The following is a 25,246-nucleotide window of genomic DNA, read 5'->3' as shown; positions in this document are numbered from 1 at the left end:
CTCCATCCCCGCGCCCCTTGATCGGTGTCCGTGTCCTCTATACGTTAAATTCATCAGACATCTGATGTCTGATGAGACACATCCCCCCGTCAATGAAGGACCTCCCCGTGAAGAGACTTCTCGCCTGTCTCACGGCCGCGGGCCTGTCGCTCGCGGCCACCCCCGCCACCGCCCACTCCTCGGCCTCCGCCTCAGCGGGTGTGACGGCCCCGTCCGCGACCACGGTCTCCGCGAACGCCGCGACCACCTCCGCGAGCGCGGCCGACCCCGCGCTGACGGTGACCGACCTGGCCACCGGGAACACCGGCGGCTGGCCGGTGTACCGCATCCCCGCGCTGACCACGGCCACCGACGGCACCCTGATCGCGGCCTACGACGGCCGGCCGAGCGGGGCCGACCTCCCCTCCAACATCGCCCTCCTCGTCCGGCGCAGCACCGACAACGGGAAGACCTGGACCGCGCAGCAGGTGGTCCGCCGGGAGGCCGCGCCCAACGGGTACGGCGACCCGAGCCTGCTGACCGACCGGCGGACCGGCCGGATCTTCCTGTTCCACTCCGCCACGGTCAACCAGGGCTACTTCGGCTCGCACACCGGCAACGACGAGAACGACCCGGACGTCCAGCAGGCCGACTACAGCTACTCCGACGACCACGGCGTCACCTGGAAGCACCGCCGGATCACCAAGATGATCAAGAATCCGGCCTGGGCCGGCCTGTTCGCCGCCTCCGGCGAGGGCATCCAACTCCGCCGCGGCCCGCACGCCGGGCGCCTCGTCCAGCAGTACGCCGTGCGGTACAACGGCGGCAACTACGCCGCCAGCGCCTACAGCGACGACCACGGTGAGACCTGGAAGATGGGCGCGCTGGTGGGACCCGGTGCCGACGAGAACAAGACGGTCGAGCTCTCCGACGGCACGATCATGCTCAACTCGCGGGCCGCGCCGTACCGGAAGATCGCCTACTCCACGGACGGCGGCGTCACCTACACCCCCTTCGCCGGCGAGCCGCAGCTGGCCGACCCGGCCAACAACGGCTCGATCATGCGCTACGCCCCCGACGCCCCGGCCTCCGACCCGCGCTCGAAGTGGCTGCTGTTCAGCAACACCGAGAGCACCTCCGGCCGGCAGAACCTGACCGTCAAGATGTCCTGCGACGACGGGAGGACCTGGCCGATCAGGAAGACCGTCGAGGCGGGCTCGGCGGCCTACTCCACGCTGACCCTCCTGCGGGACGGCAGGCTCGGCCTGCTGTACGAGCGCGACAACTACCGGCACGTCTCCTTCACCTCGTTCGGACTGGACTGGCTCCCCGGCGTCTGCGCGCCGCTGACCGTGACCGCGCCCCCGCTGTTCACCGCGGGCGGCACCGGCACGGTGAAGGTGAAGGTCACCAACCAGACCGCGGCGCCCCTGGCCGCGGGCACCGTCACCCTCGCCCCGCCCGGCGGCTGGACCGGCGCGACCGCCACCGTGCCCCAGCTGGCCGCGGGCGCGAGCACCGAGGTGAGCGTACGGGTCACCGCACCGGCCCCGGCCACCACCGCGGCCGTCACGATGACCGCCACCTACAGCGCCGGCGGCAAGCAGTCCACCGGATCGGGGACCACCACGCTCCTCGGCGGCACGACCGCCCTGGTGAGCACCATCAGCCGCACCACGGACGGCGTGAACGCGGTCGACATCTCCCCGTACCTGCACCTGGTCAAGGACCTGAGCGGCGGGAGCATCGCGGTCACCTTCTCCACCACCACCCGGGGTCCCGCCGCCTCGCTGCTCTCGGCCGCCGACCCGGCCAGCCGGGTCAAGGACCTGGTGGTGTCGATCAACAACGGCAGGCCGTACTTCGAGGTGCGGCGCGACACCTCCGACTACCCGGTGCGGATCGCCACCGGCGTCGACGTCGCCGACGGCCGGGACCACACGCTCGTCGTCACCAGCACGGGGAGCGGCACGCGGATCATCCTGGACGGCCGCCAGATCGCCCAGTCCGCCACCCAGGGCTTCTTCGCCTCGGTCCCGACCATCGCCAACCTCACCCTCGGCGCCAACCGCGTCTCCGGCGGCGACCGGTGGGCCTTCGAGGGGACCGTCAAGCGGATCCAGGTGACGAACGGCTAGCCGTACCGGACGCGGCGGCCCGGTGCGGACGCGGCGGCCCGGTGCGGACGCGGCGGCCCGGTGCGGTCGCGGCGGCCCGGTGCGGTCGCGGCGGCCGGTACGGTCGCCGCACGGCCCCCCAGAACCTCACAGCACCTCACAGCACCTCACAGGACGGAACAGTCTGCGGACCGCCGCCCCGCCCCGCCTTCCCCGGCGGGGCGGGCCTGCCGGACCGGGCCCGGGGGCCTCCGGCAGACGGACCGGACCCAGCAGACCCCAGCAGCATGCAAAAAACAGACAAAAGTAATATTCAACTCATGCGACCATTGCCCAAAGCGTTGATCTTCTGGGTCACAGGTCTTCTCGCCTACGTCATCGCCGTCTTCCACCGCCAGTCCCTCGGCGTCGCGAGCATCGAGGCGGCCGCCCGGCTGGGGGTCGGGGCCTCCGGCCTCTCCCTGCTCGCCATGCTCCAGCTGCTGGTCTACGCGGCCATGCAGGTGCCCGTCGGCGTCCTGGTCGACCGGTTCGGCTCCAAGCGCATGCTGGTCACCGGCGCGGCGGTGATGGCCTGCGGCGAGCTCGTCTTCGCGTTCTCCTCCGGCCTGGTCCCCGGCGTCGTGGGCCGGGCGCTGATCGGGTGCGGCGACGCGATGACGTTCATCAGCGTGATCCGCCTGGTGAACCTCCACTTCTCCGCCCGCCGCAACCCGCTGCTGGTCCAGCTCACCGGCATCATCGGGCAGCTCGGCGCGCTCATCTCCGCGGTCCCGCTGATCCACTCCCTGCACGCCTACGGCTGGACCCCGACCTTCCTGGCCGCGGCCGGGCTCGGCGGGGTGGCCGTGGTCCTGCTCCTGGCCGTCCTGCGCGACACCCGCCCGGAGCGCGAGGCCGGAGCGCCCCCCGGCCTGCGGGCCGCCTGGGCCGAGCCCGGAACCCGGCTCGGCATGTGGACCCACGCGGCCACCCAGTGCTCGGCCGCCTCGTTCCTGCTGCTGTGGGGATACCCGTTCCTCGTCCAGGGGCAGGGGCTGGACCCGTCCACGGCGGGTGTGCTGCTGTCCACGCTGACGCTGTGCGGCATGGTCTGCGGACCGGTGCTGGGCTATCTCGCCGGGCGGTTCCCCTTCCACCGCTCCCGGCTGGTCCTCGCCGTGATCGGCAGCACCGCCGGAGCCTGGACCGCGGTCCTGGCCTGGCCGGGCCGGGCCCCGCTCTGGCTGCTCGTCGTGCTCGTGGTGGTCCTGGCCGCCAACGGCCCCGGCTCGATGATCGGCTTCGACTACGCCCGGACCTTCAACCCGGTCGCCCGGATCGGCGCGGCGACCGGCATCGTGAACGGCGGCGGCTTCGTCGCCTCCATGTCGGTGATCGCGCTCGTCGGCGTCGCCCTCGACCTGCACGGCGGGACCGGCACCGAGGCCTTCCGCTGGGCGTTCGCCGTCCAGTATCCGTTCTGGCTGCTCGGGGCGGTGCAGGTGCTGCGCTACCGGACGATCACCCGCCGCGCGCTCGCCGCCCAGCCGTCCTGACCCGCCGCCCCGGCACGCCCGTACGGCCCCGCGGTTCCGTACGGCCCGGCCGGCGCGGGCCGCGGCGGGCACGTCCCACGCGCACGTCCGGCGCGGATCCCACACGCGCGTCCGACGCGGGGCCCCGCGTCAGGTCAGAGGCGTGAAGGGCTCGGCGAAGTGCGCGGTGGCGATGAGCCCGCCCTCGGCCCTGACCCGGTCCAGCACCTCGACGCGGGTCCGCACGGCCAGCTCGGGATCGTCGTCGTAGAGGTAGGGCACTCTCGGGTCGGCGAGCTGGGACGGGTGCAGCACCAGGTCACCGGTGAGCGCGAGATCGCCCACCCGGACGATCTGATGACCCGGGGTGTGCCCGGGGGCGTGGACCACCCGGATGCCGGAGAACAGGTCCGCGTCCCCGTCGACCACCCGGAGCCGGTCGCCCAGCGGGCGGACGACGTGGTCGAGGACCGCCTCGGAGGCCGCGCCGACCTCGGCCCGCTGGAGCACGTGGTCGGCGTTCGGGAAGACGGGCACCCCGCCGATCACGGCCCCGCCCGCGTGGTCGCTGTGCAGGTGCGTGATGACCACCGCGTCCACCTCCTCGGGCGCGGCCCCCACCCGGGCCAGCTCGGCCGCCAGCCTCCCCGGCACCGGGGCCCAGCTCGCCGCCGGCGCGTCCTCGGGCCCGATCCCGGTGTCCACCAGCACGGTACGGCCCGCCGCGTCGCGGAGCAGGTAGCAGTGGAAGTGCAGGGTCCACTCCCCGTCGTGGTGGCAGCCGCCGGGGAACATCTCCGGCAGCGGCCGCCGGATCGACTCCCCCATCGGGCCGACCGCGTCGCAGAGCGGGAACACCTCGACCTCCGCGACGGTCATGGGCTCGTGCGGCATGCGTTCTCCTCCTCCGGGCCGGGGCGACGGTGCCAGCGTGGCAGCGGACGCACGCCGGAGCAAAACCGGCCGTGGACGCCGTGAGGGGACGGCCGTCGTTCCCGCCGGTCCGCCTCAGCCACGCCGTACGGCCCGCCGCCCGGAGCGGAGCGCGAGCACCATCAGCGCGGCCGCGGCGACCTGGAGGAGATCTCCGGTGGCCGAGGAGGAGAGCGACCAGTACGAGCCGCTCTCCGTGGCGGCGCGCACCGAGCAGAGCGCGGGACGCAGGCTGTACACCAGGGCCAGGGCGGCGGCGAGGACTCCGGCGGTGACCCGGCCGGCCCTCGGCCTGCCCAGCCGGGCGGCGAGCAGGCACGCCCCGAGGCCGAGCAGCACGTACGGCACGGCGCCGAGTGCGAGGGCGGGGCTGCCGTGGACGTGTTCCAGCAATATGGAGGCCTTGAGGAGGCCACCGCCGGAGTACAAGCCGACCATCCCGTAGACGACCGAGTCTCCGTACGCCTCCCCGCCCACGTCCTCCCTCGGCGGCCCCATCCAGACCAGCACTTCCCCGATCCACAGGTAGGCGGCCGGAGCCACCGAGCAGAGCACGGCGGCGGCCCAGAGCCACCGAGATCGTCGTGTCACGGCGGGCGACTCTAGCGCGGCGCGGCGACGGTTCCGTCACGGCCGCGCCTCCTGAGGCCGCCGGAGCCGCGGCAGCGGAGCGGTCGCGGTCCCCGGGACCGTCGTCCGCGGAGCGCGGCGCCTACCGCGGCCAGTCGGCGACGACGGAGGCCCTCATCGGGTCGGTGTAGCAGTTGCGGAGCCGGATCTCGCGGCGCGTGCGGTCCAGGACGCAGACCTTGGCGTCGGCCCGGTGGACCTCGCCGTCCGAGGAGAACGTGAAGGCCGCGCCCTTCGAGGAGCAGGTGTAGCGCCCCTGCGACCAGCCGGAGCCGCCGCTGACGTAGTGGAACTTCACCCGGATGTAGGCGCAGTGGCCGCCGTGCCGGTCGCGGTCGTAGAGCTTGCCGGAGACGACGAACCGCTCGGAGTCGAAGTCGTCCAGCCAGACGTCGGCCTTGGCGTGGCCGCCGTGGCCGCCCTTGGACTGCACGGGACCCCAGTGGTGGACGCGGTCGGCGGCGGCCTGCGCCGTCCCCGTCAGCCCTCCCGCGAGCACGAGCGCGAGCAGTCCGCCACCGATGACAGTTCTCTTCCTCATGGGTCCCATTCGTACCGGTAGTGGCTTGAAGGATCCTTGCATGCCACTTGTCACTTCTTCACCGGATAGACCATGACCAGGAACCGCTCGACGGCGTCCTGCCCCCAGTTCGCCCCGGCCTCCTCGCTGCCGCGCACGTGCACGCGGACCCGGTAGTCGCCCCGGCCTGCCGCGGTGAGGTTCACCAGCCGCCTGCCCCCGTAGAAGTCGACGAACGTCAGCCGCCCCCGGGTGCTCCGGTAGGGGATCTCCCTCACCATCTCCCAGCCGCGCCGCTCCAGCGGGGGCCTGCGGTCGTAGGCCTCGGCCGTGACGCACACGGTCGCGAACTCATTGGTGACCGAGATCTGCAGGATCCCGGGCTCGGCCCCGACCAGGCCCTCCACCGGGAGCGGGCTCGCCTCGATCATCCCGGACTCCTCGTCCTCGAGGGCGACGAGCGCGTTGTAGTCGGTGCCGACGGCGCCCGACGCCCGCCGTACCGGGCGGATCCGGGGACGGTGCGGCGGGTGGGCCGCGCACCGGCGCTCCAGTTCCTCCCGCTCCCGCACCTCGTCCAGACGGCGCTGCTCCTCCACCGCCCGGCGCGTCTCGGCCACCTTCGGGCAGATCGCCTCCAGCGCGTCGGCCAGGGTCGTGCTGTACGAAAGGCCCACCGCCTCGTACGCCGCGGGCTGGTACGCGTACCCGCCGCCCCGCGTCACCTCGGCGCAGAGGTGACGGCCGTAGCCGAGCACCTGCTCGTCCGGCATGCCGTCGAAGTCGGAGATCCCGTAGTGCCCCCACTCGGTGCCGCGCGCCGCGCACAGGAACCGCGTCTCGCCCCGCAGTTCCTCCTCCCGGCCGGGTTCACCGCAGATCTCTCTCCCGGAGATCCGGCCGGGCGTGGTGTCCGCGACCGGCAGGAAGAGCACCGGGAGGAGAACGAGCGGCGCCAGCGCGGCCCGGACCACCCAGGAGCGCCGGGCGTGCGGCGGCCGCGCGGCACGCAGCATGAGCCACAGGGAGGCGAACGTGACCAGCCCCTGCACGAGGCTGGTGGAGACGAGGAACGGACCGCCCCACATGTCCAGGCAGTTGTTCTCCAGCACGGCGTCCACCACGGCGTCCACCCCCAGCGGCAGGAGGGGGAGGAGGGCGACCAGGGCGATCGCTACGGCGACGACGCGGGCGGCGGCCCGGCCGATCCCCGGCAGGCCCTGCCGGTTGCCGGCCAGCCAGGCCGCCAGGGCCCCGGCCATGAGCGGCGAGCCGCCGAACTCGAAGAACGGCACCGCGTAGACGGCCTGGAGGATCCCGTAGCCGTGGTCGTCCATGAACGTGTTGCCCACGCATCTGGCCGGGTCGCCGTAGACGGCGTAGCCGTAGCTGTAGGACTCCGGGCCGGTGAGCAGCCAGTGGACGGTCGGCGCCACCGCGAAGGCGAAGGCGGCGGCCCACTGCGGCCACGCCGCCCTCCTGGCCTGGACCGCCACGGGACCTTCGGTCACGACGACTCCTTCCGCGAGCCTGCCGCCTGCCCTCCGCGCCCTCCGGTGCGGATCAAGATCGGCTCACTGTACGGCGGGCAATCGTAAGGGTGTGAGGCGACATTCCGCCTCTTTCCGGAGAGCGAGCCGCACGGCCGGGCCACTCCTGGACCGGACCGGGCCCGCTCCGGGGGGAGCACCGGGACCGGCCGTGCCGCCGGGGGCGGGATGATGGGGGCATGCTGGCCGACATCGTGGAGTTCCTCGTCTGCCCGGTCTGCGCGGACCGGCTGGAGTTCGGGGAGCGGGCGCTGCGCTGCCCGGCCGGGCACACCTTCGACGTCGCCCGGCAGGGCTACGTCAGCCTGCTGACCGGCTCGCGGGTGCCGGGCACGGCCGACAGCCCCCAGATGGTGGCGGCCCGGGAGGCGTTCCTGGGGGCGGGCCACTTCGACCCGCTCGCCGAGGCGGTCGCGGAGGCGGTCTCCGCCGCCTGCCATGCGGCGCGGGCGGTCGTCGCGGACGCGGGGGCGGGGACCGGCCACTACCTGGCCCGGGCGCTCGACCGGCTCCCGGGCGCGGCCGGGATCGCCCTGGACGTCTCCAAGCACGCCGTCAGGCGGGCCGCGCGGGCGCATCCCCGGCTGGGCGCGGTGGTCGCCGACGTGTGGCGGCCGCTGCCGGTGGCGAGCGGCGCGGTGGACGTGCTCGTCAACGTCTTCGCCCCGCGCAACGGCCCGGAGTTCGCCCGGATCCTGCGCGACGGCGGCACCCTGGTCGTGGTGACGCCCACCGCGCGGCACCTGCGCCCGCTGGTGGAGCGGCTGGGCCTGCTCTCCGTGGACGAGTCGAAGGAGCGCCGGACGGCGGAGAGCCTGGGCGGGCATTTCACCGAGACGGGGCGGGCCACGCACGAGTTCCCCATGGCGCTGGGGCGTGCCGCGGTCGAGGCGGTCGTGGGCATGGGACCGAGCGCCTGGCATGTGGATTCAGGTGCCATGGCGGCGAAAATCGCGGAACTTCCCGAGACGAGCGAAGTGCTCGCGTCTTTCCGCATTTCTACCTTCAAGCCGCTGCTCTGATCAAGAGAACGACTTGACATTTCCCTTTGTCGCCCGTGTTACTGAAGTGATATTAGCCGTAAATCGCACACATTTCTTAAGCAAATCAGCGGAGAAGGCGACATACTAGACGGCAACCCGGCGGGCCCGTGCTCGTGCGCGCGGAGCCGATGCCTTTGATGGAGGCAATTCATGAAGACGGAGGGACGCTGGCAGGCGAGGTTCCGGGCGCCCCGCGTGACGCTTCCCGTCTGGGCGCGGCAGGCCCCCTCCCGCGCCGTCTACCGCAGCAACGCCTCCGGAGTCTGGGAGGTCTACGCCTGGGACCGCGCCGAGGGCACCACCCGCCAGGTGACCGCGCGCCCCATGGGCACCTCGCACGGCACGATCGACCCCACCGGGCGGTGGATCTGGTGGTTCGACGACACCGACGGCGACGAGTGGGGCCGCTGGATGCGCCAGCCCTTCGCCGGCGGACCGGACGAGCCGATCGACCTGGCCCCGGGTCATCCCGCCGGGATCGCCCTGGCCGCGACGGGCGACGCGGTGATCGGCATGGCCCGGCCCGGCGAGGGCTTCACCGTCCACCTCCTGCGGCCCGGCGGCCCGGCACGGGTGCTCTACGCGCACACCGAGGCCGCCTCCGTGGCCGCGGTCTCCCTGGACGCCTCCCTGATCGCGATCGGCCACAGCGAGCACGGCGACACCCGCCACCCCGCGCTCCGGGTGCTCCGGCAGTCGGGCGAGACGGCCGGCGAGCTGGCCGACGGACCGGGCAGGGGCGTCGTCGGCCTGCGCTTCGCCCCGGTCCCCGGCGACCGGCGGCTGCTCGCCCTGCACGAGCGCCGGGGCCGCCGCGAGCCGCTGGTCTGGGACCCGGTCAGCGGCGAGCAGCGGGAGATCTGGCTGCGCGACCCCGGTGAGATCACCGCCGACTGGTACGGCGACGGCCGCTCCCTGCTGGTCGTCCGGACCCACCGCGGCCGCACCCACCTGCACCGCTACGACCTGGCCGGGGGCGTGCTCACCCCGATCGAGACCGAGCACGGCATGATCGACGCCGCCGTGCCCCGCCCCGACGGCACGGTGGAGTACTCCTGGTCCAGCGGCGCCCACCCGCCGGTGATCCGCTCCAGCGGCGGCCAGGTGGTGCTGGGCCACGGCGGCCCGTCCTCTCCCCCGTCCGTCCCGGTCGAGGACGTCGACGTCGACGGGCCCGGCGGGCGGGTCCACGCCCTGGTCTCCCGCCCCGAGCGCGGCGCCGGGCCGTACCCGACGGTCTTCCTGCTGCACGGCGGGCCCGCGGCGCAGGACGACGACTCCTTCCTGCCGCAGGTGGCCGCCTGGGTGGACTTCGGCTTCGCGGTCGTGCGGGTCAACTACCGGGGCTCCACCGGGTACGGCTCCGCCTGGCGCGACGCGCTGTCCGGCGAGGTCGGCCACATCGAGCTGGCCGACGTGGCGGCGGTGCGCGAGGCGATGGTGGCGCGCGGTCTGGCCGACCCGGAGCGGCTGGTGCTGGCCGGATCCTCCTGGGGCGGCTACCTCACCCTGCTGGGGCTGGGCACCGAGCCGGAGGTCTGGGCCGCGGGCGTCGCGGCGATCCCGATCGCCGACCACGCGGCGGCCTACGAGGACGAGCCGGAGTCGCTGCGGGCCTACCACCGGGCGCTGCTCGGCGGCTCGCCGGACGAGCAGCCGGAGCGCTACGCGCGCTGCTCTCCGATCACCTACGTCGACCGGGTCGAGGCGCCGCTGCTGATCCTGGCCGGGGAGAACGACCCGCGCTGCCCGATCCGCCAGGTCGAGGCCTACGTCTCCCGGCTCGCCGCCCGGGACCACCGGCACGAGGTCCACCGGTACGGCGCCGGCCACGGTTCGCTGGTCGTCTCCGAGCGCATCGCCCAGATGGCCGCCCAGCTGGACTTCGTCCGCCGGCACGTGCGGACCGCCTGAGGGGAGCCGGCCGTCAGCCGGCGCGCAGGACGACGATCGCCATGTCGTCCGCGCTCGGCTCGGGCGCGAACTCCTGCACGGCCCGGCGGATGCGCGCCGCCACCGCCCCCGCCGACAGGCCCACGCACTCGGCGAACAGCGCGGCCAGCCCTCCGTCGTCGTCGAGCAGCCGGTCGCCCCGGCGCCGCTCGGTGACGCCGTCGGTCACCGCGAGCAGCACGTCACCGGGGTCGAGGTGGACCGTCTCGGCCTCGAAGGCCACCTCGGGGAAGACCCCCAGCAGCGACTGGGAGGTCACCACCGTCTCCACCTCGCCGCCCGGCTTGAGCCGCAGCGCCTCCGGATGGCCCGCGGAGACGAGCTTCAGCTCCAGGCCGGTCCCCACCGGCGTGATCTCCCCGTGCAGCAGGGTGAGGAACCGGGCCCGCTCGCCCTCCTCCAGGATCGCCTGGTTGAGCCGGCCCAGGACGGCGGCCACGCCGTACCCCTCGCGGGCGAGCAGGCGCAGCGTGTGGCGGGCCAGGCCGGTGACCGCGGCGGCCACCGGGCCGGTCCCGCAGACGTCGCCGACCGCGAACCGCCACGTGCCGTTCCCCGTGGCGAACAGGTCGTAGAAGTCGCCGCCGACCTCGTTGGTCTCGCCCGCGGGCTCGTAGACCACGGCGTGGTCGAGCCCCGGGATCTCCCCGGGGTCGTCGGGCGGGAGCAGGCTGCGCTGCAGCGCCCGGTTGGCCGCGGCCTGCTGGGCGTAGAGCAGCGCGTTGTCCAGGGCGAGCGCGGCGCGCCGGGCGATGTCCTCGGCGTACTGCATGACCTCGTCGCTGAAGCGCTCCGGACGCCCCAGGCACATCGCGCCGAGCGAGCGGCCCCGCGCCAGCAGCGGCACCACGAACACGTGGGAGTCGCCGAGCTGCAGCGAACCGCCCTCCGCGGGGACCGTGCTCCCGGCGAGCACCTCGCTCAGCTCGTCGATGCGCCCCTCGTCGGCGTGCCAGAGGTAGGCCGGGCGCCCCGGGGCGCCGTCGTCGGTCCAGGTGTAGACCGCGCACCAGGTCGCCAGCCGGGGCACCGCGATCTGCGCGATGATCGCAGGGACCATGTCCGGGTTGAGCGTGCCCGCGAGCAGGTCGCTGGCGTCGGCCAGGAAGCGCAGCCAGATGGGGCCCCGGCCCGCGGGCTCCTCCTCGACCCACTCCGGGACCTGGCGGTCCGGGACGCCGGGGAGCGCCAGCCAGGCCCAGTGCACGCGGTGGTCCGCGCCGAAGGTGACGCCCCACTCCTCCACCGGGACGCCGGGCGCCCCCGGGGCGGCTCCGGAGCCGCTCGCCTGCCGCACCTCCGCCCGCACGCCGTACCCCAGATGGGTCCAGACCACCTCGAACGGCGCGTCGGCCGCCTGCGCGGCGAGCTCCGCGGCGAGCTCCTCGGCGACGTCCAGCACGGGGACGGCGGCCCAGGCGGTCATCACCTCGCGGGTGAACCGCCGGACCGCGGGCACGGCGGTGTCCCCGGGGGTGAACGTCGCGGCGAGCAGGGCACGGGGAGCGGTGGTCATCGTTCCCTGATTACCACACTCCGCACCGGCGCGGGTAAAACGAAGGCACGACCAGGGGGTTGCGCATCGTGACAGACTGGTACTACCCGGGGCCGCCCCCTCGGGAGTCAAGGAGGTCCGCCATGACGACGGCCGACACGGTGCCCGACACCGAGGAGCGGCGCTACAGCGAGTCCGACCTGCAACCGGTCCTCGAGACGCTCTTCGCCTGGCGCGACGGCGACTTCCGCCGTCGCGTGCCGCACGCCCCGCCCGGGATCCTCAGCGAGATCCGCCTGCTGCTCAACGAGGTCGCCGACCGCCGCGAGCACCTGGCCAACGAGCTGCTGCGGGTCCGCCGCGAGGTCATCGACGAGGGCCGGTTCGGCGAGCGCCTCTCCCCGGGCCCCGGCGTCGGCACGTGGGCGGAGAGCGTGCACTCGGTGAACGACCTGATCGACGCCCTGGTCGGGCCGGTCCGCGAGGCGGCGGACGTGATCGACGCCGTGGCCAAGGGCGACCTGTCCCGCAGGGTGGACCTCGAGCAGGGCCCGCAGGGCGAGATCCGCAGGCTCGGCAAGGCCATCAACGGCATGGTGGACCAGCTGTCCATGTTCACCTCCGAGGTGACGCGGGTCGCGCGCGAGGTCGGCACCGAGGGACGGCTCGGCGGCCAGGCGCAGGCGCTGGGCATGGCGGGCAGCTGGCGCGACCTGACCGAGGCCGTGAACGCCATGTCGACCCGCGTCTCCGCCCAGGTCCGCGACATCGCGCTGGTCACCACCGCGGTCGCCAAGGGCGACCTGAGCCGCAAGGTCACCGTCGACGCGGTCGGCGAGATGCTCGAACTGAAGAACACCGTGAACACCATGGTCGACCAGCTCTCCGCCTTCGCCGAGGAGGTCACCCGCGTCGCCCGCGAGGTCGGCACCGAGGGCCAGCTCGGCGGCCAGGCCCAGGTCCGCGGCGTCTCCGGCGTCTGGAAGGACCTCACCGACAACGTCAACGTCATGGCGGGCAACCTGACCACGCAGGTGCGGGCCATCGCGGCCGTCTCCACGGCCGTGGCCCAGGGCGACCTGTCGAAGAAGATCACCGCCGACGCGCAGGGTGAGATCCTCCAGCTCAAGGACACCCTCAACACCATGGTCGACCAGCTGTCGATGTTCGCCGACGAGGTCACCCGCGTCGCCCGCGAGGTCGGCACCGAGGGCCAGCTCGGCGGCCAGGCCCGCGTCCGCGGCGTCTCCGGCGTCTGGAAGGACCTCACCGACAACGTCAACCTCATGGCGAACAACCTGACCACCCAGGTCCGCAACATCGCCGAGGTCACCACCGCCGTCGCCAACGGCGACCTGACCCGCAAGATCGACGTCAACGCCCAGGGCGAGATCCTCGCCCTCAAGACGACCATCAACACCATGGTCGACCAGCTGTCGTCCTTCGCCTCCGAGGTCACCCGCGTCGCCCGCGAGGTCGGCTCCGAGGGCCGGCTCGGCGGCCAGGCCCAGGTCCGCGGCGTCTCCGGCGTCTGGAAGGACCTCACCGACAACGTCAACCTCATGGCGAACAACCTGACCACCCAGGTCCGCCAGATCGCGGCGGTCTCCACGGCGGTCGCCAACGGCAACCTCTCGAAGAAGATCACCGCCGACGCGCAGGGTGAGATCCTCCAGCTCAAGGACACCCTCAACACCATGGTCGACCAGCTGTCGATGTTCGCCGACGAGGTCACCCGCGTCGCCCGCGAGGTCGGCACCGAGGGCCAGCTCGGCGGCCAGGCCCGCGTCCCCGGCGTCTCCGGCGTCTGGAAGGACCTCACCGACAACGTCAACTCCATGGCGAACAACCTGACCTACCAGGTCCGCAACATCGCCGAGGTCACCACCGCCGTCGCCCAGGGCAACCTGACCCGCAAGATCGACGTCAACGCCCAGGGCGAGATCCTCGCCCTCAAGACGACCATCAACACCATGGTCGACCAGCTGTCGTCCTTCGCCTCCGAGGTCACCCGCGTCGCCCGCGAGGTCGGCTCCGAGGGCAAGCTCGGCGGCCAGGCCCGGGTGGAGGGCGCCGAGGGCATCTGGAAGCGCCTCACCGAGAGCGTGAACGAGCTCGCCGGCCGCCTCACCACCCAGGTGCGGGCCATCGCCGAGGTCACCACCGCCGTCGCCCAGGGCGACCTGACCCGCTCGATCACCGTCGACGCCGAGGGCGAGATCGGCGAGCTCAAGGACAACATCAACACGATGGTGTCCGTGCTCCGCGACACCACGACCGCCAACCAGGAGCAGGACTGGCTCAAGTCCAACCTGGCCCGCATCTCCCGTCTCATGCAGGGCCACCGCGACCTCATGCAGGTCGCCAAGCTCATCATGAGCGAGCTGACGCCCCTGGTCTCCGCCCAGTACGGCGCCTTCTACCTCGCCGAGCCCACCGGCGAGCACGACCTGCACCTCATCGCCGGGTACGGCGTCCGCCCGGGCGTCGGCCCCCGGCAGCGCTTCGCCGTCGGCGAGGGGATCGTCGGCCAGGCCGCCCTGGAGGGCAGGCGGATCATCCTGCGGGACGTCTCGGACCGGTACCTCACGGTCGACACCGGCCTGAGCTCCTCGACACCCGCGCAGATCGTGGTGCTGCCGATCCTCTTCGAGGACCAGGTGCTCGGCGTGCTGGAGCTGGCCTCGCTCAACGAGTTCAGCGAGATCCACCACGACTTCCTGGTCGAGCTCGTCGAGACCATCGGCGTCACGATGAACACGATCATCGCCAACTCCCGGACCGAGGACCTGCTGACCGAGTCCCAGCGCCTCACCACCGAGCTGCGGGAACGCTCCGACGAGCTCCAGCGCCAGCAGGAGGAGCTGCGCCGGTCCAACGCCGAGCTGGAGGACAAGGCCGCGCTGCTCGCCAAGCAGAACCGCGCCATCGAGATCCAGAACTTCCAGATCGAGCAGGCCCGCCGCACCCTGGAGGAGCGCGCCGAGCAGCTCGCGGTCTCCTCGCGCTACAAGTCCGAGTTCCTGGCCAACATGTCGCACGAGCTGCGCACCCCGCTCAACAGCCTGCTGGTGCTGGCCAAGCTGCTGTCCGAGAACGCCGAGGGCAACCTCACGCCGCAGCAGGTGGAGTTCGCCCGCACCATCCACGGGGCCGGCTCCGCGCTGCTCCAGCTGATCAACGACATCCTGGACCTGTCCAAGGTCGAGGCCGGGCGGATGGACATCCACCCCCAGCAGATCTCCCTGCCCAAGCTCGTCGACTACCTCGAGGCCACCTTCACCCCGGTGGCCCACGACAAGGGCCTGTCGTTCGCCGTCGAGGTGGAACCGTCGGTCCCGCAGGAGCTCCGCACCGACGAGCAGCGCCTCCAGCAGGTGCTGCGCAACCTGCTCTCCAACGCGATCAAGTTCACCCCCAAGGGCGAGGTTCGGCTCCGCGTGGTCCACGCCCCGCGCGACGTGGCCTTCGTGGACGAGACGCTCCGCGGCGTCGACGGCATCCTCGCCTTCGAGGTCGTGGACACCGGCATCGGCATCGCCGCCGACAAGCTGGAGGTCATCTTCGAGGCGTTCCGGCAGGCCGACGGGACCACCAGCCGCAAGTACGGCGGGACCGGCCTGGGCCTGTCCATCTGCCGGGAGATCGCCCGCCTGCTCGGCGGCGAGATCCACGTGCACAGCGACGTGGGCCAGGGCAGCACCTTCACCCTGTACCTGCCGCCGGCCTACACGGGCCCGCTGGCCTCGCGCGACGGCGGGGCCGCGACGCCGGGCGTCCCGTCCCGCCACGCGGTGATCCCCGGCCAGGTGGAGCAGTCCGACGAGCCCGCGGCCGAGCTCCCGGAGATCCCGATGCCGGAGAGCCTGCCCGTCGCCCCCCTCCCGCCGGACGACGGACCCGTGTGGACGGGTGGCGAGGACCCGCTCGCCGGAGCGAAGATCCTCATCGTGGACGACGACATCCGCAACGTCTTCGCGCTGACCAGCGTGCTGGAGCGGTACGGCTCCACGGTCGTCTACGCCGAGAACGGCCGGGAGGGCATCGAGCAGCTGGAGCGGAACGAGGACGTCGCCCTGGTCCTGATGGACATCATGATGCCGGAGATGGACGGCTGGGCGACCACCTCGGCGATCCGCCGGATGCCGCAGTTCGCCGACCTGCCGATCATCGCGCTCACCGCCAAGGTCATGCACGGCGACCGGGAGAAGAGCATCACCTCCGGAGCCTCCGACTACATCCCCAAGCCCGTCGACGTCGACCGCCTGCTGGAACGGCTCCGCGGCTGGCTCACCCGCGGCCGGTCCGCCGCCGCCGAGGAAGGTGCGTGAGGAGATGCCGCACCGCGCCAGGATCCTCCTGGTCGACGACCGGGAGGAGAACCTCATCGCCCTGGAGGCCATCCTCAGCTCCCTGGACGTGGTCCCGATCCGGGCCAAGTCCGGTGAGGAGGCCCTGAAGGCACTGCTCAGCACGGAGTTCGCGCTGATCCTGCTCGACGTGCGGATGCCCGGCATGGACGGGTTCGAGACCGCCTCGCACATCAAGCGCCGCGAACGCACCCGCAACATCCCGATCATCTTCCTGACCGTGGTCGACAGCGCCCCGGACTACGCCTTCCGCAGCTACGCCGCCGGAGCCGTCGACTACCTCACCAAGCCGTTCGACCCGTGGGTGCTCCGGGCCAAGGTCGCGGTCTTCGTCGAGCTCTACAACATGAACCGCCGCCTGGCCGAGCAGGCCGCCCTGCTCCGCGACCGCCTGAACGGCGAGCTGCCCGCGGGCCGGGACGGCGAGGCGGCCGTGATCCCCGAGCTCTCCCGGCGTCTGGCGGCCGCGGAGGACGAGCTGACCCGGGTCCGCGACCTGGCGCGCAAGACCGACGACCCCACCCTGAACGGCGCCGTCGCCGACCTCTCCGACCGCCTGCTCCACCTCCGCGCCGGCCTCGACGCCCTCACCTGACCTCCTCGGGCCGGGTCCCCGTACGGGCTCGCGCCCCCGGCCGGGTCCCGCCGCTCCCGCGCCGGGCCGGCCGCAGCGCGCCCTCCAGGCCGTTGGCGGCCAGCAGCTCGTCCGAGGGCAGGATGGACGGCAGGTAGGCGCTGTAGGCGGGGTAGAAGAACGCGCTCCCCGCGCCGAGCAGTGCGGATGCGACGGCCATGTGCCAGAGCCGGATCGTGCCCGTGAGCGCCGGCACGGAGACCGCGGTCACGGCGAGGAGGTCGATCCCCTCGACCGCGATGATCACTGAGCGCTTGGGGACGCGGTCGGCCACGACCGCGACGATCACTGAGCGCTTGGGGACGCGGTCGGCCACGACCCCGCCCACCAGGGCGAAGGCGAGGAGACCGCCGCTGAAGCACGTGGCCACCGCCGACAACGCGGTCGGGCTGTCGTCGATCGCGATGACCTGGAAGACCATCACGACCGTCCACATCCCGGTGGCGAACATCGACAGCGCGGTGGTGCCGATGAGGAGCCGGTAGTCGCGGTTGCGCAGCGGGCTCAGCGCCCGCCACCGGGCGGGCGCGGTCTCGGATACGGACTCGCCGGTCTCGGATACGAACTCGACGTCGCTCATTCCTTCTCTCCCTGAAGGGCCGGGTGCGCGGAGGACATGGTCTCTCCTTGGAAGGCCGGGCGTGCTGGGGACGGGACCTCTCTCTGGAGGGCCGGGTGTGCGGAGCGGAGGGGGTCTCCCCCGGGGTCCCTGGGCGCCGGGGCGCCGCCCAGGGGCAGGACGGGCCAGTTCGCCACGTCGCGGCGGAGCCGCCGGTCGTGGGTGGCGAGCGCGACCGCCGCTCCGGTCGCGCCGAGGGCCTCCGTCAGCTCGTCGACGAGCGCGATCGACAGGTGGTTGGTCGGCTCGTCGAGCAGCAGGACGTGCGGGCGGGCGGCGAGCACCACGGCCAGGTCGAGGCGGCGCCGCTGCCCCATCGAGAGCTCGCCGACGGGCTTGTCCGCGTCCGCCGGGGAGAGGATGCCGAGCGACTCCAGCGGGACGGCGTCGGCCTCCCGCAGGGCGCCCCTGCCGACGAGCCGCCCGACGTGGGCGTCGTAGACGTCGCGGGCCCGCCCCGCGGAGGACGGCGACGACTCCTGGGCCAGCAGCTCCACTCTGGCGCCGTGGGCGACGTGCACCGCCCCCGCCGACACCTCCTGGCGGCGGGCCAGCACGGAGAGCAGGGTCGACTTGCCCGCGCCGTTGGGCCCGCTGACGAGGAGCCGCGATCCGGAGGCGAGGACGAGCGTGACGGGCCCGTCCAGACGCCCGGCGACGGTGACCCCGGCCGCGTGGACGAGGGTGGCCCCGGGGCGCACCGGCAGGTCGGGCACCCGCAGCCGGAGCGGGGGCTCGGGCACCGTGATCGCGTGCTCGGACAGTTCGTCGCGACGCCGGTTGACGGCTCGGACGAGGCCCGGCGCGCGGGTGGCGCGCTGGTGCTTTCCGGTGCCCTTGGGCGGGCGCCAGCCCGTCACGAGCCGGCTCTGCGCCCTGGCGAGATCCTCGGCGAGACGGGCGTGCTCGGCCTGCTGCCGCTCGTACTCCTCCTCCCACCGCTCCCGCTCGGCTCTGCGGCCCTCCTGGTATCCCGCGTAACCACCGCCGTGGACACGGGGACGGCCGTCACTGCTGGGGTCGAGGTCGAGCATCACCGTGGCGACGTCGGACAGCAGCGCCCGGTCGTGGCTGACCAGAACGACCCCGCCGGGAGCCTCGCGCAGACGGGCGGTGAGGTACTCCAGGCCGTCCTGGTCGAGGTGGTTCGTCGGCTCGTCGAGCAGGAGGAAGTCGCGCTCCGCGCCGAGCAGGCAGGCCAGCCGTACCCGGTAGCGCTGCCCCACCGACATCTCGGCGAGGGGGCGGGAGCGGTCGGTGACGGCGCCGAGCGCTTCGAGCGCGACGTCGACGCGGCGGTCGGCGTCCCACGCGTCGAGCGTCTCCGCGGCGGCGAGCGCGGCGGCGTACTCCTCGGCGGCCCCGGGCCGCCCCTCGGCCAGGTGCTCGGCACTGCGGTCGAGGGCCCGCAGCGCGGCGCGGGCGTCGGCGAGTTCGAAGTCGACGAGGCCTCCGACGGTGCGCCCGCCGGTGACGGTCATCTCCTGCTCGGCCGTCCCGATCGTGCCGACCCGGTGGACTCTCCCGGAGTCCGGTTCGAGGGTCCCGGCGAGGATGTGGAGGAGCGTGGACTTGCCGCGGCCGTTCTCTCCGACGACGCCCCAGCGGGAGCCGGGGGAGACGGTCAGGTCGACGCCCTCGAGGACCTTGCGGCCGCCGCGGCTGATGTGGATGTCGGATGCCATGAGCTGCGCGCGGGCACGCGCAGGCAGGATTACAGAAGTGGTCATTTCTCTTCCGGAAGGAGGCGCCCTCGCCGCCGGCAGGCGGATGGAGGGCCCTCGGTCGCTGACGGGCGGCCGATCGGCCGGGGGAAACGGCGAACAGCCCGCGGTCTCGGCTCGCGGACGCGAGGAGGCGGGCTGGACGGGGTCCCGTCAGAGGAAGAGCAGATACTGCACGGACCAAGGCTAGCAAGCGGACGCCGTGCTCCGGCCTCCTTTTCCGGCCCGGGGCCGCCGCCGGCACCTCGTGCAGGACGCCCGAGTCGAGGTGCACCCCGGTGGGGTCGTCGGCGTTGACGACGACCACGAGGTCGTGAACGGTCAGCTGCGGGCGTGCTCCAAGGCGTCCCAGAAGCCGCGGCGCAGGGCGTGGCGGACCTCGTCGTGGAGGAGGAAGTCGATCGGCAGGGAGGAACCCTGCAGGAGCCGCGCCTCCAGGTCGGAGGGCATGCGGGGCTTGCGGGCGAGGACGGCTTCGAGCCACAGCGCTGGCGCGTCCTTGGCCACGGACTCGCCGAAGTCGTGCCCTTCCTTGTGCGCGGCCTTCACCGCGTCGGCCAGCGTCGTCGTCCCGCCGCTCGAGGTGTTCAGCGGCACGGGAGCCGCGTGCGGACCGGTGTAGGGGCCGACGGGCTGCGCGGCGGCGGGCTGCGGACCCGTGTAGGAGGCGGGCAGCTGGTAGCTCGGCGTGCTGCCGGTGTCGCCCTGGCCGTACTGCGAGACGGCCGGCGAGGAACCGGTCGGGCTGTGGTGCGCCCCGGCGTGCGCTCCCGGCTGTGTCACGGGCTGTGTCCCGGTGGGAGGAGTCTGCGCGGAGGACACGGCGGGAGCCGGGGAGGTCGCCGGGGACTCCTGGGCGTAGCCCGGATAGGCGGATGGCGAGGGGTTCGCCCGGCGGGACGGGAGCGGCGGCGCGGACCCGTCCGAGGCGGCGTCACCGCCCGCCCGCGTCCCGTTGGCCGGGAAGCCCCCGCCGGCCGGGGAGACGCCGTTCGGGGAGACAGCGGACATCCCGTTCGAGGGGGCGCCGTTGGCGGAGGGGAAGCCCCTGCCGGACGGGCTCCCGCCCGGCAGGGGGCCGTAGCCGGACCGGGCGCCGTTGCCCGCCGAGGAGCCGTTCCCCGAGGCCGCGCCGTTCCCCGAGATCGCGCCGTTGCCCTGCGGGACACCGGCGCTCCCGGAGACGCCGTAGCCGGCCGGGGAGCCGTTGCCCGCGGAGACGCCGGAGCCGAGCGGCACGGGGACGCCGCCGCCCAGGGACGCCGCGTGGCTCAGCGGCACGGGGACGCCCGGGGAGGAGATCTCCGCCGGACCGGAGGAGGCCAGGCTGACGTACGGCCGCAGGTGGCTCGCGCCGATCTCGATCAGGTCGTCGCACTCCTGTCGGAGCGCCCGGGAGACGCCCCAGCCCCCATCGGCGGCGATGTGCACCAGGGTCACCCGGATCCCCAGGTCCTGGGCGTCGCACACGACCTGGGCCAGGTCCTCGTCCCCGCTGACCACGACCGCGTCGCAGATCGCGCTGTTGCGGGCGAGCGTCAGCAGGTCGCGGTGGACCTGGGCGTCCACGCCCTCGCGGCGGCCGGGCCGGATCCGCGACAGCCGGAGTTTCAGCCCGGGGAGGTCGCCCAGGGCGTCGTGCTCGGCGCTGTGCCGGCCCTCGACGGTCGCCTCGTACCAGTAGCAGCGGAGCAGGGGCAGCCCCGTGCGCTCCCTGGAGAGACCGGTGAGCAGCCGGAGCAGGCCCGCGTAGTCCCACGAGACCGCCTCACGATGGCGGGTCCCGTGCGCGGCCATCGCACCGTCGGCCAGCAGATAGCCAGCGTCCACGAACAGCGCGCAGCGATCCACGCGACACCGCCCTTCCTACGCCGCCCGACCGTACGGCTCGGACACGTTTGAAGACGCCCCGACGGGCCGGACAAATGGGCCTCTCTCAGGGTAGTCAAGCCACTGACGACCTGAGAGCGAATCACCACGATTCCACCCTCAACCGACTGTTCACCAGAGCGTTTACGCCGACCGTACCAGTTTGTCCCTTTATTGAGACCAGCCATCACGAACGGGTCTGCACGCTCACGGCCGCCACCCCGAAGAGCACGGCGTCCCGGCGCGTGCTCACCCGGAGCACGGGCCTCGGGCCGAGCGTCGCCTGGAAGCGGTCGACGTCCACACCGGGCGTCAGCTCCACCTTGGCCGAGCCCGTGGACGAGCCGTCGAAGGGGTTGTCCGGGTTCCGGTCACCGCCCTCCGGCTGGAGCGGGCCCTGCCCCAGGCTCACCCGATCGCCCCGCAGGTCGGCGTCGCCCTCCCAGGTCACCAGGTCCATCCGGGCGGGCATGCCGGTGTGGGTCAGCCCGTCGAGCGGGATCCGCGCGGGGGAGCCCGCCTGGACGAGGGCGGTGGTGTCGACGACCATCGCCTGCCGGTACGGCTGGCGCGGGTCGGCCGCGATGACCACCAGACTCCAGCCGGCGTGCCGCGAGACGCCGGGCCGGAGCGGGACGTCTGCCACCCAGTACTTCCCGCGGAGCTTGCGCACCAGCCGGGTCACGTCGGCGAACGCCTGGTACGCCCGGCCGGACGGCAGCTCCTGCTCCGCCACCCGGGCGGCCCGCACCTGTGTGTAACCCGCGTCCCCCGGGGCCCGGAACTTGATCGTCCGTCCGGCCGCGGGCGCGCTCGCCGACCAGTACAGCCCGGCCCAGACGACCCTGCCGCGGTTCGGCAGGTCCAGCCGGGCCGCGCTCGAGTTCTTCGTCGCCGGGTCGCGGTCCTGGTCGTACAGGCGCATCGGCGCCGCGTCGTTGTCGCGGGCGCCGCCGTCCCTGGACCGCGCGGCCCGGCACATCCGGCCGGTGGGCGCGCGGGTCAGCAGGGTGTTGCCGATCGCCGCGGTGGTCACCCGGCCGTCGGCGGCGAAACGGGCCGGGGCGCCCACGGCCCGCACCCCGCTCTCCGTCACGGCCGTCGCCTTCGGCCCTCCTCCGGTGACCTGGAGCCGGAGCGGCACGCCGAGGGGGGCGGTCCGGTCGACCGCCACCCGCAGGAAGATCGAGGTGCCCTGGCCGGGGGCCAGCGGGGCGCGGGCGCAGCGTACGGCCCGGCTCACCGGCCGGCAGGACCAGCCGTCCACCGTGCCCACGCCCCCGGTGCCCACGGTGCCGGTGCCCACGCCCCCGGTGCCCGCGCCGTTTGCGGTGCGGGCCCCGGGAAGGGCGGCCACCCGCGTCCGGAGCCCGCCCGGCATCAGCGTCACCCCCTTCGGCAGGTCGATCCGGGCCACGACCGCGCGGCTGCCGGCCCGGCCCGTGTTGCGCAGCCGTACCGCGACCATGCCGGTCTGGGCGCGGACCAGTGCGCCGAGCGCGTCGATCCTGGCGTCCAGGCGGGGGGCGGGCACCCGGGTCCCGCCCCGCTGGTGCCGCAGGCCCACCTTCCGTCCCTGCGCCGGGGCGGCCAGGTGCGGGGGCCGCGCCGGCACGGGTTCCTCCCGCGCCGGCCGCGGGGGCCGCACGGGCGGCGGAGTCTTCGGAGGCCGCGGGGTCACCGCTCCGGGCCGTGCGGGCCCGGACGCCGCGCCCGTCGGGGACGGCGTGCCCGGGGACGGCACGCTCAGGGACGGCGCGGTCAGGGAGGGGGCGCCCGGAGACGGCGGCAGCGTGCTCGGGGTGAGCGGTGCCTCGTCCGGGAAGGGCTCGGGCTCCGCGACGATCGGCGGGGACGTCACCGGAACCGGCAGGGCGCCCGGGGCGGGCCGGATGACCGCCGGATCCCCCGAGGTCACCAGCACGAGCGCCGTCGCCGTGGCGATCGCGATGACGGCCGCGCTGCCCGCGACGGCCTGCTGCCGCCCCCGGGAGCTGCGCCGCGCCCAGCCGGCCGCGCTCCCGAGTCCGCCGAGGCAGCCTGCGAGCCCTCCCGCCGGCGCGGCCCCCGTCTTGCCGAGCGCCGTGAGGTATCCGTCCAGGACGGGACCCGCGACGAGCGGGCCGACGATGACCCGCATGCCCCGGTCCACGTCGGTCAGCTCCATGAACACGGACCGGCAGTCGGCGCAGCCGTCCATGTGCCGGTCGATGACCCGGGTCTCCCGCTTGGCCAGGCCGCCCCGGACGTAGGCGCCCAGCTTCGACAGCACCGGGCGGCAGCCCTTCCGGTGCGCTCCGGTCAGGTGCACCTTCAGGCACGCCTGGCGCAGCCCCTCCTTGGCCCGGGCGACGAGCTCCGCCACCTCCTCGGCGGGCAGGCCGATCAGCGGCGCGACCTCGGCGGGGTCGGCGTTCTCCACCTCCAGGTGCCACAGCAGGAGCTGCCAGCGCTCGGGCAGCGAGAAGAAGGCCCGCGCGACCAGTGAGCGCTCCAGTCCGGCCAGCGCCGGGTCCACGAACGGCACCGCGAGGTCGGACGGCCCGGCCCCCTCCCCGGCCGGCCCACCCCCGGTGTCCCAGTCCCGCTCGGTGACCGTGCGGCGGACCGCGGTGAGCAGGTGGATCCGGAAGGCCTCCTTGGGTCCGCCGCCCCGCCCGGTCAGGTCGAGGATCCTGGTGAACGTCTCCGCCACGACGTCCTCCGCCTCGGCCGCGCTCCGGACGAGCCGGCGGGCCAGGGCCCGGGCCGCCGGAGCGTGCCGCTCGTAGAGGCCGCCGTAGGCCGCCGCGTTCCCGTTGCGGGTCGCGGCCAGCAGCTCGGCGTCACCCTGAGACGTTTCAACACTCATTGTGACCTCGCGGTTACCTTTAGCTGTCGCGCCGGTTCATTCCGCAGTAACCGTCGTGGCTAAACCAAAGTCCGCCCTTTACCTGCCGGAGATCCGCCCGCGTCCCGCCCCACCGCCTGCCCGCCGCATGCCCACCGCATGCCCTCCAGCCCTCCCGTGACCCGCCTGCGACCTGCCCGTGAGCCGCTCCGCCCGACCGGCGCCCGCCCTGAGGAGGGGTCCCGCCGGGGCGGCCCTAACCTTGTTGCCATGAGCGATCGCGAGAACCTGCTGACCGAGATCAAGAGCAAGGGCGTCGTGCACGGCCGCGTGGTGCTGTCCTCCGGCAAGGAGGCGGACTTCTACGTGGACCTGCGCCGGGTGACCCTCGACGGGACGGCCGCGCCGCTGGCGGGCCGGGTCATGCTGGATCTCACCGCGGACCTCGACTACGACGCCGTGGGCGGGCTGACGCTGGGCGCCGACCCGGTGGCCACGGCCATGATGCACGCGGCGGCGGCCCGGGGACGCAGGCTCGACGCGTTCGTGGTCCGCAAGGCGGCCAAGGCGCACGGCATGCAGCGCCGGATCGAGGGGCCGGACGTCGCGGGGCGGCGGGTGCTGGTGGTGGAGGACACCTCGACGACCGGAGGGTCGCCGCTGACCGCGGTCGAGGCGCTGCGCGAGGCGGGCGCCGAGGTCGTGGCGGTGGCCACGATCGTGGACCGGGGAGCGGCCTCCGCCATCGCCGAGGCGGGCCTGCCGTACCGCACGGCCTACACGCTGGCGGACCTGGGCCTGGCCTGACGTCCGGCGCGGACCGCGGGCCCGGCCCCTCCGGAAACCACTACCGGCCGGGAACCACTGCCGACCGGGGAGCGCGGGCCGATCCGAGGCCGCCGGTCCCGGTTCCTGCTCCTCGGTCCCTACTCCTCCTTGCCGACGGTGAACTCCTGGCGTTCCCCCGTGCCGCCGGGCTCGCGCAGGACGCCGTTCACGTGGACGCGCACGGTGGACGCGTCGGTCAGCACGACGTCCACCTTCGCGTCGAAGGACTGCGCCTGCTCTCCGCGGGCCATCTCCCGGTTGAGCAGCACGTCCCCGCCGGCGACCTTGAGGAAGACGTTCGGGCAGCGGTCCGCGACGCACTCGACGAGCACGGTGGGGACCTTCCCGGACGTGGTGGTGGTGGAGGAGGAGGACCCGGCGCCGGGCGCCGGCGCGGAGGCCGGCTCCGCCTCGGAGTCGAGCGCGCCGAACAGCGACAGCACTCCCACCACGATCAACGACAGCACTGCCAGCGCCGCGAGGCCGGCGAGGGCCAGCCGGGCGATGCCCATGGGGTCAGACCTGTGGCGTCCCACACACTGGAGAGTAGCGGCATGTGCGGCGGTCCCTCGACCGCCCCCGGTTCCATCGGTCTCACAGAGCGTGTACGCGGACGAGCGAGACAATCTGGATCA

At 73.6% G+C, this 25,246-nt stretch carries 16 protein-coding genes and 1 pseudogene; 7 read left to right on the top strand and 10 right to left on the bottom strand.

The window, feature by feature from the left end:
• Positions 1–107: 107 nt before the first annotated feature.
• Entirely contained in the window at positions 108–2,117 is a 2,010-nt protein-coding gene (locus ACFOWE_RS09615; protein WP_377286849.1) for an exo-alpha-sialidase, read from the top strand.
• Positions 2,118–2,416: 299 nt separating this feature from the next.
• Positions 2,417–3,634: an MFS transporter gene (locus ACFOWE_RS09610; protein WP_377286848.1), complete on the top strand. Its 1,218-nt coding sequence runs from the start codon at positions 2,417–2,419 to the stop codon at positions 3,632–3,634.
• Positions 3,635–3,763: 129 nt separating this feature from the next.
• Here the strand turns inward: ACFOWE_RS09610 and ACFOWE_RS09605 are convergent, their stop codons facing one another.
• The 4 genes from ACFOWE_RS09605 to ACFOWE_RS09590 form a co-directional block, all read right to left on the bottom strand.
• Entirely contained in the window at positions 3,764–4,507 is a 744-nt protein-coding gene (locus ACFOWE_RS09605) for an MBL fold metallo-hydrolase (RefSeq protein WP_377286847.1), read from the bottom strand.
• Between the two features lie 114 nt (positions 4,508–4,621).
• Positions 4,622–5,137 carry a hypothetical protein gene (locus tag ACFOWE_RS09600; protein ID WP_377286846.1) on the bottom strand — a complete coding sequence of 172 codons (516 nt, stop codon included), beginning with the start codon at positions 5,135–5,137 and terminating at the stop codon, positions 4,622–4,624.
• A gap of 121 nt (positions 5,138–5,258) precedes the next feature.
• Positions 5,259–5,717 (bottom strand): hypothetical protein, encoded by a 459-nt coding sequence (locus ACFOWE_RS09595; protein WP_377286845.1) that lies wholly within the window; start codon positions 5,715–5,717, stop codon positions 5,259–5,261.
• Positions 5,718–5,767: 50 nt separating this feature from the next.
• Entirely contained in the window at positions 5,768–7,207 is a 1,440-nt protein-coding gene (locus ACFOWE_RS09590; protein WP_377286844.1) for a hypothetical protein, read from the bottom strand.
• A gap of 218 nt (positions 7,208–7,425) precedes the next feature.
• Here ACFOWE_RS09590 and ACFOWE_RS09585 point away from each other — a divergent pair, with 218 nt between their 5' ends.
• Positions 7,426–8,268 carry a putative RNA methyltransferase gene (locus tag ACFOWE_RS09585; protein ID WP_377286843.1) on the top strand — a complete coding sequence of 281 codons (843 nt, stop codon included), beginning with the start codon at positions 7,426–7,428 and terminating at the stop codon, positions 8,266–8,268.
• A gap of 171 nt (positions 8,269–8,439) precedes the next feature.
• On the top strand, positions 8,440–10,203 hold the full coding sequence (locus ACFOWE_RS09580; protein ID WP_377286842.1) for a S9 family peptidase: 1,764 nt from the start codon (positions 8,440–8,442) through the stop codon (positions 10,201–10,203).
• Positions 10,204–10,216: 13 nt separating this feature from the next.
• Here the strand turns inward: ACFOWE_RS09580 and ACFOWE_RS09575 are convergent, their stop codons facing one another.
• Positions 10,217–11,758, bottom strand: a complete 1,542-nt coding sequence (locus tag ACFOWE_RS09575; RefSeq protein ID WP_377286841.1) for a PP2C family protein-serine/threonine phosphatase — start codon at positions 11,756–11,758, stop codon at positions 10,217–10,219.
• A 122-nt stretch (positions 11,759–11,880) separates the two neighbouring features.
• Between ACFOWE_RS09575 and ACFOWE_RS09570 the strand changes: the two genes are divergently transcribed.
• Together ACFOWE_RS09570 and ACFOWE_RS09565 are read left to right on the top strand one after the other, a co-directional pair.
• Complete coding sequence (locus ACFOWE_RS09570; protein ID WP_377286840.1) at positions 11,881–16,068, top strand: HAMP domain-containing protein; 4,188 nt, start codon at positions 11,881–11,883, stop codon at positions 16,066–16,068.
• Positions 16,069–16,072: 4 nt separating this feature from the next.
• A complete protein-coding gene (locus ACFOWE_RS09565; RefSeq protein ID WP_377287121.1) occupies positions 16,073–16,702 on the top strand; it encodes a response regulator in 630 nt (209 codons plus the stop codon).
• On the opposite strand, the gene ACFOWE_RS09560 is transcribed toward ACFOWE_RS09565, so the two are convergent.
• The 4 genes and pseudogenes from ACFOWE_RS09560 to ACFOWE_RS09545 all read right to left on the bottom strand — a co-directional run bounded on the left by ACFOWE_RS09560 (position 16,695) and on the right by ACFOWE_RS09545 (position 23,804).
• Complete coding sequence (locus tag ACFOWE_RS09560; RefSeq protein ID WP_377286839.1) at positions 16,695–17,321, bottom strand: MFS transporter; 627 nt, start codon at positions 17,319–17,321, stop codon at positions 16,695–16,697. The genes ACFOWE_RS09565 and ACFOWE_RS09560 overlap by 8 nt on opposite strands.
• Positions 17,322–17,452: 131 nt before the next feature.
• Positions 17,453–19,090, bottom strand: a pseudogene (locus ACFOWE_RS09555) (ABC-F family ATP-binding cassette domain-containing protein); the annotation flags it as partial.
• Between the two features lie 315 nt (positions 19,091–19,405).
• Positions 19,406–20,935: an NYN domain-containing protein gene (locus ACFOWE_RS09550; RefSeq protein ID WP_377286838.1), complete on the bottom strand. Its 1,530-nt coding sequence runs from the start codon at positions 20,933–20,935 to the stop codon at positions 19,406–19,408.
• Positions 20,936–21,140: 205 nt separating this feature from the next.
• Positions 21,141–23,804, bottom strand: coding sequence for a zf-HC2 domain-containing protein (locus ACFOWE_RS09545; protein WP_377286837.1), 2,664 nt, complete (start codon positions 23,802–23,804; stop codon positions 21,141–21,143).
• A 249-nt stretch (positions 23,805–24,053) separates the two neighbouring features.
• On the opposite strand from ACFOWE_RS09545, the gene pyrE reads away from it, so the two are divergent.
• Positions 24,054–24,590, top strand: coding sequence for an orotate phosphoribosyltransferase (gene pyrE, locus ACFOWE_RS09540; protein WP_377286836.1), 537 nt, complete (start codon positions 24,054–24,056; stop codon positions 24,588–24,590).
• A 119-nt stretch (positions 24,591–24,709) separates the two neighbouring features.
• On the opposite strand, the gene ACFOWE_RS09535 is transcribed toward pyrE, so the two are convergent.
• The gene (locus tag ACFOWE_RS09535) at positions 24,710–25,147 is read right to left on the bottom strand and encodes a hypothetical protein (protein WP_377286835.1); all 438 of its coding nucleotides are present in this window, start codon (positions 25,145–25,147) and stop codon (positions 24,710–24,712) included.
• Positions 25,148–25,246 lie beyond the last annotated feature (99 nt).

Origin of the sequence: Planomonospora corallina (assembly GCF_042650625.1) — a bacterium.
Classification (GTDB): domain Bacteria; phylum Actinomycetota; class Actinomycetes; order Streptosporangiales; family Streptosporangiaceae; genus Planomonospora_B; species Planomonospora_B corallina.
This window is presented reverse-complemented; position numbering and strand designations above follow the sequence as displayed.